Here is a 13,116-nt window from a genome sequence, read left to right on the forward strand (position 1 = left end):
CTCTTGGTTTGGAAATGATTTCCACCCATCCTGTCATTGCAGCCGCGTCATCGGGCGCAGGAACCAAGGCAGAATAAGGCGTCTGCAACGCAATATGCGTTTTCTTGCAGCATCGCCTACGTCCACAGCTTGCAAAAGTCAACTAAAATACCATCGAAAGATATCAAATTGCTTTAATTGTGCTGCAACAATCGAAATCAAAGCGGAACTTGAACAAATTTACTCAAATTATCAAAAGCTAAAGAGCATTTGCACAGCTGAATTTGCGCGCCACTTATACGCTGAAACTAATGCCTGAACTGTTCTGTCAGGATGCGCTCGTCCCAGGAATGATTTCGATCAAAGAGGATGGCCACCTGGCTGTTCGGTGCTTCCCGCACGGTAACAGCCCTGACCGATTTGACCTCATTATTGTCCGCGACCGCATTGACCGGGCGTTTTTCGGTTTCCAACAAATCCATGCGAACGGTTACGTGCTTCGGCAATAGCGCCCCACCCCAACGGCGCGGACGGAAGGGACTCACCGGAGTCAGCGCCAGAAGTGGCGCTTCAAGTGGCAGAATGGGACCTTGTGCTGAAAGATTGTAGGCGGTGGAACCTGCAGGCGTCGCGACCATCACACCATCGCAGACGAGTTCGTCCAGACGCACCTTGCCGTCAATCGTTATCCGAATCTTCGCAGCCTGATAGGACTGACGGAAAAGGGAAACTTCGTTGATCGCCAAAGCCTCGAATGATTGGTCGGATTCTGTTTCGGCGACCATGACAAGCGGGCGAATGGTTTCCATCTGCGCGGCCAGAATGCGCTCCGGCAGGTCATCCACGCTGAATTCGTTCATCAGGAAGCCAACAGAGCCGCGATTCATGCCATAGATCGGCGTGCCGCTGTTCATGAAATCGCGAAGCGCCTGAAGCATGGTTCCATCGCCGCCAAGCGCAACGATGATATCGGCATCTTCAGCAGCCACGTGACCGTAGCGGGCAACGAGTTCTTTTTGTGCGACAAGTGATTCTTCGGTTCCCGACGACAGAAAATGCAGCGCGAGCGATTTATCTTCCATATTTACAGTCCCGAATCTGGCCAACTCTGACAAGGCTGCCACTTTTTCCCCAACCCGCTATTGGCTATCACATGAAAAACCCGGTTGCCATGACCTGCTAGCGATGAATTTTCGTTTTACACGCGCTGCATTTGTGCTAATCGGGCGCAAGTGCCCTTATAGCTCAGTTGGTAGAGCACCTGATTTGTAATCAGGGGGTCGGGAGTTCGAGTCTCTCTGGGGGCACCAAAATCATCCAACAAATTCAAAGAACTAGCGCAATGCGCTGACGCACAGGCTTAGAAAGTCATGCGCCATGCGTTTTCCCACGTTTACGGGGTTTTCCGCAGTTTTCCCAGCATTGGCGGGGATTCGGTGGAACATGGATGGCGCATGATCCATTTAGATTCTCGCCCGACCGATGACCGCCGGATGGTTTACGCCAGCGCCATGGCCGGTCGGGCTACCCCTGCCCAATTTTGGCAGGGGTCTGTCTCCTCGTGTTTTGGAAGCAGTATGCATAAAATGCATACTGCTGACCCGGCTGGTGAGGCCGGATGGGTCTCCTCGTGTTGTGGCAGTAATGTGCAAAAAGTTCACATTACCTTCCCGGCTGGTGACCGGGATATTGGAGCCCGCCGCAGGAATCGAACCTGCATCATCCATTACGGCTACCCGCTTAGAAGGCGGGACCGATACGCGGGCAAACTTGTCACCGCCTGTGCGGGTCGGTGTAGACGATAACGGCTATGACAGCCCAAGAGCCTATGACACCGCTGACGACGCCAAATACGAAAGAGGCTAGGTCGATCATTCCGATATCTCCTTAACTGCTTCGAGCGCGTCTTCAGCGCGCGAGCTTTGCAGCTCAAGAGCATTGTTATTGAAGCCATTTTCAATGCCATCTCGGACAAGGAGCGTCAGGATGAAGAGCTCGGACCTTGCATCTTCAACTCGTGCGTTAAGCTCTGCTTCGATCATGACGCCACCCTTAATTCTGGATATCGCTCAGGGTGTTCGGCGGCGTGCATGAATAGTGAAAAGTCAGCCATCATCGCGCGCCAATGCTCCTGATGAGAATCGAGGATGCGCATTGGGTCCTCGACCAGCTCAGTCCAAATGGCGATTTTGACGTCCAAGTCTGCCCGTGACTGCGCGCGGAGATTGAGGATGGCTTCTTTAAGGTGCCAAACAGCCGTCCAGATTTCGTCATTTACCTTATCAGACTGGCTTTTCGCCTCGTCGCTGCAAGCACATGCCAAAACGTAAAGTGCGCGGATTTTGCTCATGCTGTCACCACACAACCCGGACGGCCCACGACGATTGGCCAAGCTTGCCTAACCATGGCATCGATTTCACGGTGCTTGTCGAATAAAGCCGCCACGCCATGATTTTGCGGCGTACTATCGGTCAGCATGTCCATTACCCTAATGGCGCTCTCCATCCGTCCGAGAGCGTCGTCCAGCGCGAAGAAAACTTCTCTGGCGGCCTCTAAAGGGTCTTTAGGCAAGCCTCTAGCGGCTGCCTGCGCTGGTGTGCGTGGCATTGTGGTCTCCTAGGTAACGATCTGGTAACTATGATCGGCGGTTTGCGTTGCGCCAATTTGATACCCTAGGTATTATTCGATTCCTGAGGCATCGTCAATACCTGAGGTATTAAAAATGTTAACTAGTGAACAAGTGCGAGCGGCGAGAGCGTTATTGCGGTGGGAACAAAAGGAACTTGCTGACGCATGCGGAGTGTCGTTACCGTCGATCAAGCGTCTTGAAACGCAGCGCGGCGAACTTGCTGCCCAACCTCGCACAGTGGACGCGATTCGCAATGCTCTTGAGGCCGCTGGTGTCATCTTCATTGACCAGAATGGCAACGGCTACGGCGTTCGCCTGCGCAACCGCCAACCATGACGCGTACAGTCCTCTATCAAGCATTAAGTCCAGACGAACAAACAAGAATAGTGTTTTTCCAGCGGTCTGATGGCGCAATCAGCTACACCGCGGAAAAATTCTGGATTGATGATGTACCGGAGTACGACTATCACGCTGAATACTGGGCTGCCTTCACTGACAGCGGCTCTATATTCGATAGCTTAGAAACAGCTATTCGTGAGCTTCGCGTGGAGTATCCGTGGCTGGCGTCCGCGACGATCCCTCATGATTGAGGTTTCACTGCTCTTGCCTCTTGTAGAGGCAATTGAAGCATGCAGTGGGCGAGAAGAAGAAAACCTCCGTATTGCTCTCAATCACCTTGCAACATGCGATCCTGACCTAGTGAGGCTGTCCGACGTGGCTATTGCTGCCCGCAGCCCTTCCAAAATTGATGCGGTATTTCGGAACGTAAAACGACGGTTCGATGAAATCGAAGCAATCGCACGACCGATTGAAGAGTTTGAAATTCCTTATCTCCACCACATTCGAATAAATTGCTCCAGCGGGCGTGTGCACATTGGGCACGGCAACCGATCGGCACTATTGTTTCCTTGTTAGAAAGCGGCGAAGATCGGTCAGAATGATGCTATCATGCGTCGGCTTGGATCGGAGTTAGCCACTGTGGCCACAGATAACATCCCCTTTACGCCCGAAACTTTGGCCGCACGCTGGCAATGCAGCGCTCAACACATACGGGATCTCATTAATCGTAAAAAGCTGAGATGCTTCCGTGTGGGGCGCTTATATCGTATTCCGTATGATGCGGTAATTGACATTGAGAATGGAGAGGCAGCAGAGGTTGCGAAACCAACTAGCCCTCCTGATGTCCGAGTGGTGAGCGTGCCGCAACCTTTGTGAGGCCGTTACAGACAGCTTAGCAGCGAGGCGGCAATGAAAAAGAACCCGATCAAGCTGTACTCTGTTTCAACCGACGAAGTGCAGCGTCTCGTCACCGATCATCCCTTGGAGGATGTTGCTCGAGAGCTTGGATTAACGCTTCCTCGATTGATCCGGTTTTGCAAAGCCAAGAAAATAGCCCTGCCGCGACCTACTGAAAGCTTAACTGGCAAAAATCCAACAGCCAAATCGAAGCCAATCAAGCCCATGATTGTAGCATTAGACCGGGATGATTCTGGTCTGGATGACCTTAAAAAGTTGCATCCTTTAGTCAGGGAGAATTTTAACGACTACGTCAATTTACAATCGGAGAGACTGCGCGAAATATGGCTATACATTCAACAGGGGCGGACTGCGCATCCCAATCCACATCCTGATTTCACCGCAATGGACATAAGGCGCATAAGGGCGATGAGCACCTTTTGTCACGCAATCGAGAAGTCTGGCTGCGTGCTGACTGCGGCATGGTTGCAAGGTGATATTAACGCTCGGCTGGATGATATCGAACTCGAATTTCGCATTGTCGAAAAGATGAAGAAATCTCCAGGTTTCAAGGATCAAAGTTGGACCGCTATCAGAAACAATGTCCGCCCAGGTCTGCAGCCAACAGATTTTCTACGTGTAAAGTTGCTAACGTGGAAATCAGGAAAACAGCCCGAATGGGTCGAGGATAATCGCATAACATTCTGTGAAGTTATTTCTGATGTCGTTGCCAATATTCCGCCTCTTGTTGAGGCCGCCCGCCAATGGCGACTAAAATGCAAGGCTGACGAAGAACGGTGGGAACGAGAGCGCCATGAGAAATACGAGCAGCAGAGACTAAAAGAAATCGATGACAAGCGTTGGCAGACATTCATAAAGAATGCCAAAGGCTGGCGACAATACGATCTTCTGACTGACTTTATTGCCGAGATTGAACGACGCATGGACGACCCGTCGATTGAAATAGACGATCGGCCAGCCTCAGAATGGCTTCATTGGGCAAGACAGCACCTCGCAGACCTCGATCCATTCAGGGACGGCGCCGATGGTATCTTCACTCGAATTGCAGCTATCAAAGAGCGATGGCATTGATCGCCGTGTAGGGTGGCTGCATACCGATAAGGCAGCGTGCATTTGCGTAGAGTTGAAGCATCTAAAACCAACTCTACGCACTTCACTTACGCTTTACTTCTGGTTGTATTTTAATTGTGACAGCGGGTTGTGCCGCTGGGTAAAAAAGAGAGGAAGGACGTCCCGCCTTCCTGTTATGATGTGCAGGGAAATGCCATTCGAAGGGAAATTAAATGTCTAAGTTTGGGCCATATGAATTCGACAAACTGCTGGGCGCTAAATACAAGGTTCTAAATCAAGACCCATTGCTCGGAATTCTCAGTATAAAGACCGATAAGGGTGTCATTGAGCTTGGTATGATAAAGCCGGTCGCCGAGGTTCTAATGGGCGAACTGATGGACTTTCTGCAGGAAGGGAAAGGCGAAGATGCCCCAAGCTTCGCGGTCGAGCGAAGTCAGTGAAATGCAGCATCTCGCCACCGCTTTGGCTATCGCTATTTGCCACATCGAAGACCAAGTCAGCGATGCTGACGCTGACATGAAAGCCTTGGAAGCCATTGCTGCGGAGATCCAGCAGGGACCGATAGACGAACGCCGAGCGGTTGAGGAAGCGTTGAACACGCTGGGGCGACCAGAGCTAATTGATGGCCTTGGCATCTCCTCGATATGAAAAACCCCGCTCGATGGCGGGGCTGAAAACGTAACCAATCCGCCTGAAAGATGCTAACCTCGGCCGGATTGGAGTTGATTGATGATTTTTGGATATGTTTTGGCCGGTGTAGTCGGCGCAATTGTTTATGTGATTAGCGGGCGACTGAAACCAGTATCGCGCATTTCTGTATCGGTTCTCACGTTCGTAGTGCTGTCCGTAGCTACTACATTTCTCGTGGCACAGATCGGAGATCGCCCGCTCGAAGGCTCCCGCATAATTGATCCAAGTGAATTAGCGACAGAATAGAAAGCCGCCACCCGAAGGCGACGGCTGTTGATGTCGAACCTTAATGTCAGTATCTTGGACAAGCGCTTAGCCAAGCCGGAAGGAAAGACTTGGCAAGTGGACTAGCTGGGGCTTCGAAAGATGCAGACGGGTTTCTTCCGCCCTCCCAGCACCAATCGCCGAGTAAGAATTTCGCGTCGCATTACTCGGCTTCCGCATTTTTCCCGATAGGGTTGTATATGATCGTCGCCTATGTTTCATCCGCTGCCGTTGGCGTAGGCATCTATCTCTTATTGAGACGGAGCCCTAGGAAAACGCGTATCACCGTCTCAGCATCCGTATTCTTATTCCTTTGCGCAATTTTCAGCGTTTGGTTCATTAATACAGGGGGAACTTACGGCATCATGGGGAAGAACGGCATCACTCCCGATTGGTCGCAGCAGTAAAAAAGCGGAGCCGAAGCCCCGCTTTCTTAGCCCTTTCCCTGCCCGCGTCCACCTCACAAACGTCGTCGTTTTCCGCTTTCAGAGTGCACAGGAAATCCACAGACAATCCACCGGCTTTCCACAGCTTCAAGATCGCGATTGACTCTCATTTCAAATGAGAACATTTTAGGAACATCAGCGAGCGGCGCTGATGAAATCCAGACACGCTAGGTGGCGTGTGTGTCTGCTTCACTGGAGCAGAACAATGAACGCGGTTGCGCAGGAAAATGAATACGAAGACGAAATTGAACTGGTTCTCGCCTACCACAAGGGCGATGCGCGGGCTGCAATAGAGGCGCTTCTGAAAGACAGAGACTTTCTCGTGAAGGAAATCGAGTACGCCAGTCTGGCTATGTCGATGGGCTTTGCACGTGGCTGGAAGCCGACGGTGTTCGTGAAGTGAAATGCGAACGGTACTGCGTGAACTGCGCCCGCGTAATGTGGTGCGCTTTAGCTGTGCGCGTTGTCGGCATTATCTGGAAAAGACAGCCCCGCTTATGGCAGCCCGTTTCGGGGAGTGGGTAACGCTCGAAGAGATCGAGCCTCGACTGGTTTGCAGCAAGTGCGGGAACAAGGCTGGCAACTTCATCAGCTACGGACTGCCTGAGAAATGATGCAACTTAAATGGCGTAGAACGCTCATCGGCGGGGAGACGCACCCCGGTGATTTCATCGCCTATACCGAATGGGGTGAGTTCTGCCGCATCCTGAGACGCGACTTTGGCCCGAGCGCAGGCACTTGGGAGTGGGCCTTGGTTTGCACACGAAGCCCATTTCAGGACTTGCCTTATGGTATATGTGACGACAAGGGAGAGGCCGTAAGCCTCGTGAAGCGGATGTTTGAAGAATTGCGGGATACGAAACGGTTGGAATTTCGGCGACCATATATGTGGAATGATGGGAAGTGCTGGTACAAATGAGCGGATACAAGAACGACAACGCACACGTTGCCAAGGCTGGCAGCTTGTTCGTGCATCTTTGCGACGCAACAGGCTGCAAGGAATGGGGTTCGTTCGGTTACAAGACGACGTATGGCCAACTCTGGTTCTGTCGCGCACACAAGCAGGAGGGCGAAGACGCGCTCACTGGACGGCGGAAATAACCGCGCTATTCTCTTCGTAACGAGGAGGCGTGCATGTGCGGACGATTTACCCAGAACTATACGTGGGCTGAGATCCACGCGATGTACAATCTTGTTCCGGCAACGCCCCGTAACCTCCAGCCACGATATAACATCTGCCCGACGCAACAGGTTGGCGTTGTCACACAGAACGGAGACAATCTCAGCTATTCTGAAATGCGATGGTGGCTCGTACCGAATTGGTGGAAGAAAGATTTGAAGAGCGTTCCGGCCACATTCAATGCCCGCGCCGAAACCGTCGCCACAAAACCGATGTTCCGGAATGCATTCAAGCGGACGCGCTGCCTGATACCCGCAAGCGGTTTCTTTGAATGGACCGAGGAAGACGGCCAGAAAAAGCCGTGGTTCATTTCCGCAAAGGACAAACGCCCCCTCACCTTCGCTGGCCTCTACGACACCTGGCACGACGACAAGACAGGTGAGAATATCCAGAGCTGCACGATAATCGTGACCTCGGCAAACACGTTCATGGGTGAAATCCATGACCGTATGCCGGTCATTCTTGACGAAGAAAACTGGCTGCGTTGGCTAGCAGAGCCGCGTCAGGATCTTTTGGTTCCGGCCAACGAAAACAAGCTGCAGGCTTGGCGGGTTTCAACCAACGTGAATAGCAGTCGCTACTTGGGCGATGACACAGAAACGTCGATCGATCCGGTCGAATAAGTCGTGCTCATGCATGCTGGAATTTTTTCAGAAACCTTCTCTGCTTTTATGCATTAACCACCATCACACGATTTAACGCCGTAACGGCTTTTACTTTGGTTCACAACTGGAGGGAGGCTGACTATGCCGTTTTTCAATGAAGCGAGCCGTATATACACGCTCGAAGAAGTGAATTTCATGAGACGCTGCTATTCGAATGCAGCAGCCACGCTTGAAGAGGATGACCTTGACTATGCTGCCGTCGATCTGTCTAGCACAATCCTTATGCTCTATGAGAGCGGGCTTCGCGACCTCAGCTACATCACCGAACTGGCTGCCCGGTTGGCTCATCAAAAATATCAGTTCCGCCATCCGAACGACAGTTTCCCGGCTGCCAACTCCAACATGGAGGCAGCCAACAAAGACTAGATTACAGCGGGAACAAATCTGCTTCGACGGCGTTTCACGCAATGCATCGATACCACCTCGCGTCAGCGCAATTCTGTCACCACTAGAAACGTCGCGGACGCAGCCCTGCCTGGCTTGTCCCTAAGGCAGGGCATTTTTCTTCGGGAGGCTTGCATGTCTTGGGAGCAACCAGTTGACGTTGAGCTGTACGGTGTTGGGAAATACCGTGTCGTGCCTGATACGCAGACGGCAGCGAAATGCTTGCTAAACGATTGGCCCCAAGACGCCCACGGCCCGGAATACGAAGCAGCCTTGCAGGCTTGCCTGGCCGATATGGAGGGCTTGCCAAATACAGCCAGAGAGTCGTTCGTCAAAGCCGCCGAAGCAGCGGGGCTGACTATACGGCCTAACCAATGGAATTGAGATCGTTCGGGATGTAGGGCACTCGAACGATAGCGCTGGCAAGGACATGCACCTCATTTGCCAAGCGCGGCCCCGACGCCTGCCGAAAGCGTCGGGGCTTTACTTTTTGTCTCGTCTGAATAAAATTTTGACCGCAGGCATATGACACCTTCCATCTAGCCCCGCGCGATCACGCTGCGGGGCTTTTTTTGCAGTTTCATCCCTGCTAGAAACGGGTTTACTGAACCTGGTACGATGTGTTTTTATCTCCTCAAAGGAGGGTAAAAAATGACATCCGCAAATTTAAGCAAATCGCTGCGAACAGCATCATCGACCGCGCTGGCTGGTATGTCGGTTGCCTTACCAGCAGCCATACTCCTTACAATCGCCGTGCAACGAGCCCCATTCTTCTGAGCGCTCGCTGTTTAAACCAATGCGTGAAGTCGGGACTTTACTTTTCCTCTCGTCTGATTAAAATTTCAAATGCCGATGAGACATGACTTCCACCCCGCGCGATTCCGCTGCGGGGTTCTTTTTTAGGCCGCCCGCCTCTCCTCCACTTTCTTAAGCCTCTCCGCGAAATATATGATTTTGTTCAGATCATACATCCGACTGGCCGCGTCTTTTTCCCCGAACCGATAGCAAGCCTTAAAGATGTTGCCGAGCGCGAAGGACATGCCTTTGTGCTCGATGAGATCGTTCAGTTCGGTCGCTTGTGGCGGTAGTTCGTAATAGCTCGTGCTGCCGCCGTCGGAAGAGATAGCGCCCTGTCTGTCATGGGACATACAGTCTCCTCGTGTTTGGTTGGTAGCCGTGGTGAGCGGCGCAAAAGGAAGTATGGAATGTCTCAATAAATGTGGTGTTAATGGCAGAGAGTCTTAAGGAAAGACTATCCCCGTTATTCACAATCAAAACACAAAATCTAGTGTCATCTACAATCGATAAAACTACATATTGACTATGGCGAGTGATTCTAGCAGATTGATTGAGTGGCGAGCTATCGCTACCTACGGTTACAGATCGGGCAGCCAACACAGGTGAAACGGAATGGCCAAAAAAACCACGAGTGATAAGGTGTCATCCCTTGCCGCAAAAGGGCTTGCGGGTGGCAAATTGACTAAAGCAGAACAGAAATCAGTTTACGCTTCCGCACTCGGCCAAGACGAGCGCAAAGGGAAAAAGGGGAAATAATGGTAGAGAAGAAAGTCGAAAGAGTAAGTGTTTTCGATGGTGCGAACCTAAGTAAGCTGCAGACGGCCTCTCAGGGGCAGTGGGTCGAAAAGGGTGCTAATTTATCTCGCATGCAAGCAGCATCGTCGTCAACCCCAGCGGCAACTACTGCAGCGCCAAAGCCTAATGGGAAATGATAAACGTTACAATAAACTGGGGAGAAGTTGATTACCTCTCCCCATTAATTGCTGTACTATCACTGATTGTAAGTATTGCAGCACTGCTATACACTGCGAGGCAATTCTCACTTTCATCTGAGATGAATTATGCAACAATGACGACTTCATTGCTTGAAAAATTAAATTCTCATTCCAGTGCTATATTGAAGGCCAACGAAGAAGATAACGCCGACGATTTACGTTTTGCTATAATCGACTTCGCGAACGATTTAGACTTAGCCTGCACATTTCGAATTTCACACAATACTAAAGGCCGCATTAGCGACTATTTTGCTGAAACGCTCGATGGGTGTATTGAACTGCTTAATAGTAATCCAGAATGGCTCGACATTCTGGGCAAGTCGATTGTACGAAAAGACGAGTTCACCGGACTCAAGGACTATGCAACGTTGTTGCCTCAATGTTCTAGCCTTCAAGCAATTCTGGGCGGGCAGCGGCGACGAATTAAAAACCCACGCCCGTGGGTGCATTAACCCCTTCCCCGCGTCGTCGTCCTCGTCGCCATGATGTTATCAATCCGCTCGGTTAGCCCGTCGATACGGTGCGCCACACTTTCAATGGCCCGCATGATCTGGGACGTCTGTTCCTGCATACCTGCCTTCGTGGCGAACGTCTCCGCCGCCCGCAGCTTGTAGTCGGAAAGCTCCTGCCGCGTCAGGCTGGCAAGAGCCGTTGCAGCGTCCGCTTTCGCAGCATTGCGCGTTTCGGCTTTCGCGATCTGGCTTTCGACGTATTTCCAGAGGCCGAACAGAAAGCCCATTAGCATCACGATAAAGCCGACGACGGCCATGATTTCAGCGCCGGTCATCCGATAATCCCCCTTGCTGCCACACCCAGCCACAGGCACGTCAGCCACCATTGCGCCCTCACGGCTTCACCCCGCATAGTTTTTCCAGTTTTGTATTCTCCGCGAGGATCTGGCGCTTCGTGCCGTCAGTCAGGCTGTCCTCGACGCTCGGTCGGACTGGCCGCGCTACATCGCAGTAGCTACCGGCTGTCACGCATCCACCGAGACAGAGCAGCATCAACATCACCGCCGCCAAGCTTGCTGGTTTCATCTTCGATTTCCCTTGCTTTGTTGGCGGCTTTCAGCCGGTCGACGGTTGCGCTCGTCGCGCTATCCGCCCTGCCTTTGAGGTAAGCACCCGCCAGAATCGCAAGGGCCGCAGCGATTGCCACGGCCCTGCCTGTGATCTTGGAGCGCAGGGATAGGAGCCAGGTCATCGGCGGAGTCCGCGGCGCCCTGAGTCCTGAATTGATCGCATAATTTTTCGAATGATTATGTCCTGGTTCCGCTCCAATTCCTTGGCAACGATGTCTGCAATCAAGTTCACAAATTCGTCTTTTGTCATGTTGGCACTCCCGTCAAAATAAGCGTGCGCTGCTGCCCTGTGAGCGGCAGCAAGTAGCCGTCGCGCGTCTCGACGGCATCGCAGACTGTGAGTTTGGCGTTGTCCCATTGCTGCGAGCCGTTATCGATCCTCACCGTGGCCGTTCCCGCGTCGCTGTCATATTCAATGGCAATCCTTGTTAGGCTCACGCCGCCGCCCTCTTCAGTTCGAGCCTACCGCTTTTCCAGAGCCAGAAGCCCGCGCCTGCTGCGACCAGCAGGAGCGCGACAGTTGCGAACGCCCATGGGTTCGACACCGCGCCGATAAGGCCGGTAACAAGTGTGCCGCCCGTACCCGCGACGATCGTCTGCACGGTTTTGTCATGAAGCAGCGGCACATCGTCAGGCTTGGCGTCTTCGGCGACGGCAGGCTTCATCTCACGGGCAGCCACAAGACTGTCGAGGAAGTTGCGGTAATAGCCAGCGATGAGGCTGGCCTTGTCACTGCCGTTGACGATAGCGCGGGCGCCTTCTGGGTTAGCGTTACCGGCGCCAAAGTAATCAGCCAGCCTCTTGCCTGTGAACTTGCCGTTGATCATTCCGTCAAACAGGATGCGGACAGCCGTGCCGTCCTCCAACGCGGCGTCGGGGTTATCGCCAAGGCCGTACTTTTTATAATTGTCGCGTCCGGTGATCTGCACCAGTCCGCGCCCACGGAACCGCCAGCCATCATTAGCGCCAACGTTGCCCATGCGCCCACCATAAACCTTGTTAGCCAAGGCCTGCGGATTGCGCACATAAGGCTGGGCGGCGGCGACAGACGCAAACCGCGACGGCCAGACCTGTCTGATGCGTGCCGCACTGGTGTAGTTCAGATTTTCTTCGATCGGCTGCATCTTGCCGCCAGTCTCGTGGAATGCCGTTGCGAGCACATAAGCGGTCTGCCCGTCAGGCAGGCCTCGGCGCTCAGCTTCAGCCAGAATTGCCGACGTGCCGTCGACCTGCGCCTGGCTCAAACGCCCGCCAAAAGGCGCGCGCCTCGCATACGCGAAGAACGTTGTTTTGTTCATGGAGATGTCCTGGAAAGAAAGATGGCCCTAGCGAGCCAGATTAGATCAACTAAAGTTTGACTTCTTCGGTGCAAGTAAATGTGCTTCTATGAGGTGCGCAACTACTGCGCCTTTTGGGGGATACTCATGAAACAGGTTATTCTGGGCCTGCTGCTTGCTGCAGCAGTTTCTTCTAGTGCAATGGCTGGCAGCTGTGATCATTCATGGCAGACTGCCAGTGATGGATCTTCGTGCGGTGGGCGAGCTGCCGACCAGAAGCCAGGCGGCAAGTGAGAAAAACAACCCCGGGTCGTTCCGGGGTTTTTCTAATTTTGTTTTCGCGTAGTATTGAAACGCACTGTCCAACCTTCTGACCTGACTGGTTGGTCGGTGTAGCCTC

The 13,116-nt window shown here is 52.7% G+C and carries 24 protein-coding genes and 2 tRNA genes; 16 read left to right on the forward strand and 10 right to left on the reverse strand.

Features of this window, described 5'->3' with window-relative positions:
* Positions 1-287 precede the first annotated feature (287 nt).
* Entirely contained in the window at positions 288-1,061 is a 774-nt protein-coding gene (locus AAE521_RS03720) for an NAD kinase (RefSeq protein ID WP_071632782.1), read from the reverse strand.
* A gap of 152 nt (positions 1,062-1,213) precedes the next feature.
* Here AAE521_RS03720 and AAE521_RS03725 point away from each other — a divergent pair.
* Positions 1,214-1,289 (forward strand) — tRNA-Thr (locus AAE521_RS03725).
* A gap of 380 nt (positions 1,290-1,669) precedes the next feature.
* On the opposite strand, the gene AAE521_RS03730 is transcribed toward AAE521_RS03725, so the two are convergent.
* The 4 genes from AAE521_RS03730 to AAE521_RS03745 all read right to left on the reverse strand — a co-directional run bounded on the left by AAE521_RS03730 (position 1,670) and on the right by AAE521_RS03745 (position 2,586).
* Positions 1,670-1,745 (reverse strand) — tRNA-OTHER (locus AAE521_RS03730).
* A 105-nt stretch (positions 1,746-1,850) separates the two neighbouring features.
* Complete coding sequence (locus AAE521_RS03735) at positions 1,851-2,021, reverse strand: hypothetical protein (RefSeq protein ID WP_342060486.1); 171 nt, start codon at positions 2,019-2,021, stop codon at positions 1,851-1,853.
* Positions 2,018-2,329, reverse strand: coding sequence for a hypothetical protein (locus AAE521_RS03740; protein WP_342060487.1), 312 nt, complete (start codon positions 2,327-2,329; stop codon positions 2,018-2,020). Before AAE521_RS03740 ends, AAE521_RS03735 begins: the two co-directional genes overlap by 4 nt.
* On the reverse strand, positions 2,326-2,586 hold the full coding sequence (locus AAE521_RS03745) for a hypothetical protein (RefSeq protein ID WP_342060488.1): 261 nt from the start codon (positions 2,584-2,586) through the stop codon (positions 2,326-2,328). Before AAE521_RS03745 ends, AAE521_RS03740 begins: the two co-directional genes overlap by 4 nt.
* A gap of 115 nt (positions 2,587-2,701) precedes the next feature.
* On the opposite strand from AAE521_RS03745, the gene AAE521_RS03750 reads away from it, so the two are divergent.
* The 12 genes from AAE521_RS03750 to AAE521_RS03800 all read left to right on the forward strand — a co-directional run bounded on the left by AAE521_RS03750 (position 2,702) and on the right by AAE521_RS03800 (position 8,949).
* The gene (locus AAE521_RS03750; protein WP_342060489.1) at positions 2,702-2,944 is read left to right on the forward strand and encodes a helix-turn-helix domain-containing protein; all 243 of its coding nucleotides are present in this window, start codon (positions 2,702-2,704) and stop codon (positions 2,942-2,944) included.
* Positions 2,941-3,198 (forward strand): hypothetical protein, encoded by a 258-nt coding sequence (locus tag AAE521_RS03755; protein WP_342060490.1) that lies wholly within the window; start codon positions 2,941-2,943, stop codon positions 3,196-3,198. The genes AAE521_RS03750 and AAE521_RS03755 overlap by 4 nt, the downstream gene beginning before the upstream one ends.
* A 358-nt stretch (positions 3,199-3,556) precedes the next feature.
* Positions 3,557-3,823, forward strand: a complete 267-nt coding sequence (locus tag AAE521_RS26715) for an excisionase family DNA-binding protein (RefSeq protein ID WP_374864433.1) — start codon at positions 3,557-3,559, stop codon at positions 3,821-3,823.
* A gap of 33 nt (positions 3,824-3,856) precedes the next feature.
* Positions 3,857-4,936, forward strand: a complete 1,080-nt coding sequence (locus AAE521_RS03760) for a hypothetical protein (protein WP_342060491.1) — start codon at positions 3,857-3,859, stop codon at positions 4,934-4,936.
* Between the two features lie 212 nt (positions 4,937-5,148).
* Entirely contained in the window at positions 5,149-5,376 is a 228-nt protein-coding gene (locus tag AAE521_RS03765; RefSeq protein WP_342060492.1) for a hypothetical protein, read from the forward strand.
* Positions 5,342-5,584 (forward strand): hypothetical protein, encoded by a 243-nt coding sequence (locus AAE521_RS03770; protein WP_342060493.1) that lies wholly within the window; start codon positions 5,342-5,344, stop codon positions 5,582-5,584. Before AAE521_RS03765 ends, AAE521_RS03770 begins: the two co-directional genes overlap by 35 nt.
* Positions 5,585-6,541: 957 nt before the next feature.
* Complete coding sequence (locus AAE521_RS03775; RefSeq protein ID WP_182505955.1) at positions 6,542-6,739, forward strand: hypothetical protein; 198 nt, start codon at positions 6,542-6,544, stop codon at positions 6,737-6,739.
* Position 6,740: 1 nt separating this feature from the next.
* Positions 6,741-6,950, forward strand: coding sequence for a hypothetical protein (locus AAE521_RS03780; RefSeq protein ID WP_342060494.1), 210 nt, complete (start codon positions 6,741-6,743; stop codon positions 6,948-6,950).
* Positions 6,951-7,251: 301 nt separating this feature from the next.
* Positions 7,252-7,437: a hypothetical protein gene (locus AAE521_RS03785; protein ID WP_342060495.1), complete on the forward strand. Its 186-nt coding sequence runs from the start codon at positions 7,252-7,254 to the stop codon at positions 7,435-7,437.
* 33 nt (positions 7,438-7,470) lie between these two features.
* On the forward strand, positions 7,471-8,139 hold the full coding sequence (locus AAE521_RS03790) for an SOS response-associated peptidase (RefSeq protein ID WP_342060496.1): 669 nt from the start codon (positions 7,471-7,473) through the stop codon (positions 8,137-8,139).
* Positions 8,140-8,262: 123 nt separating this feature from the next.
* Positions 8,263-8,547: a hypothetical protein gene (locus AAE521_RS03795; protein ID WP_342060497.1), complete on the forward strand. Its 285-nt coding sequence runs from the start codon at positions 8,263-8,265 to the stop codon at positions 8,545-8,547.
* A gap of 153 nt (positions 8,548-8,700) precedes the next feature.
* Complete coding sequence (locus AAE521_RS03800) at positions 8,701-8,949, forward strand: DUF982 domain-containing protein (RefSeq protein WP_342060498.1); 249 nt, start codon at positions 8,701-8,703, stop codon at positions 8,947-8,949.
* 515 nt (positions 8,950-9,464) lie between these two features.
* Here the strand turns inward: AAE521_RS03800 and AAE521_RS03805 are convergent.
* Positions 9,465-9,713: a hypothetical protein gene (locus tag AAE521_RS03805; protein ID WP_342060499.1), complete on the reverse strand. Its 249-nt coding sequence runs from the start codon at positions 9,711-9,713 to the stop codon at positions 9,465-9,467.
* A 262-nt stretch (positions 9,714-9,975) separates the two neighbouring features.
* On the opposite strand from AAE521_RS03805, the gene AAE521_RS03810 reads away from it, so the two are divergent.
* The gene (locus tag AAE521_RS03810) at positions 9,976-10,119 is read left to right on the forward strand and encodes a hypothetical protein (protein WP_342060500.1); all 144 of its coding nucleotides are present in this window, start codon (positions 9,976-9,978) and stop codon (positions 10,117-10,119) included.
* 172 nt (positions 10,120-10,291) lie between these two features.
* The gene (locus AAE521_RS03815) at positions 10,292-10,810 is read left to right on the forward strand and encodes a hypothetical protein (protein WP_342060501.1); all 519 of its coding nucleotides are present in this window, start codon (positions 10,292-10,294) and stop codon (positions 10,808-10,810) included.
* On the opposite strand, the gene AAE521_RS03820 is transcribed toward AAE521_RS03815, so the two are convergent.
* The 4 genes from AAE521_RS03820 to AAE521_RS03835 form a co-directional block, all read right to left on the reverse strand.
* Complete coding sequence (locus tag AAE521_RS03820) at positions 10,807-11,145, reverse strand: hypothetical protein (protein ID WP_043062918.1); 339 nt, start codon at positions 11,143-11,145, stop codon at positions 10,807-10,809. The genes AAE521_RS03815 and AAE521_RS03820 overlap by 4 nt on opposite strands.
* 179 nt (positions 11,146-11,324) lie before the next feature.
* Positions 11,325-11,561 (reverse strand): hypothetical protein, encoded by a 237-nt coding sequence (locus AAE521_RS03825; protein WP_342060502.1) that lies wholly within the window; start codon positions 11,559-11,561, stop codon positions 11,325-11,327.
* Between the two features lie 124 nt (positions 11,562-11,685).
* On the reverse strand, positions 11,686-11,877 hold the full coding sequence (locus AAE521_RS03830) for a hypothetical protein (protein ID WP_342060503.1): 192 nt from the start codon (positions 11,875-11,877) through the stop codon (positions 11,686-11,688).
* Positions 11,874-12,737, reverse strand: coding sequence for a chitinase (locus tag AAE521_RS03835; protein WP_342060504.1), 864 nt, complete (start codon positions 12,735-12,737; stop codon positions 11,874-11,876). The genes AAE521_RS03830 and AAE521_RS03835 overlap by 4 nt, the downstream gene beginning before the upstream one ends.
* Before the next feature lie 126 nt (positions 12,738-12,863).
* On the opposite strand from AAE521_RS03835, the gene AAE521_RS03840 reads away from it, so the two are divergent.
* Positions 12,864-13,010 (forward strand): hypothetical protein, encoded by a 147-nt coding sequence (locus AAE521_RS03840; protein WP_342060505.1) that lies wholly within the window; start codon positions 12,864-12,866, stop codon positions 13,008-13,010.
* Positions 13,011-13,116: the final 106 nt, after the last annotated feature.

The sequence above is a fragment of the Brucella cytisi genome (assembly GCF_038433355.1).
Lineage (GTDB): Bacteria > Pseudomonadota > Alphaproteobacteria > Rhizobiales > Rhizobiaceae > Brucella > Brucella cytisi.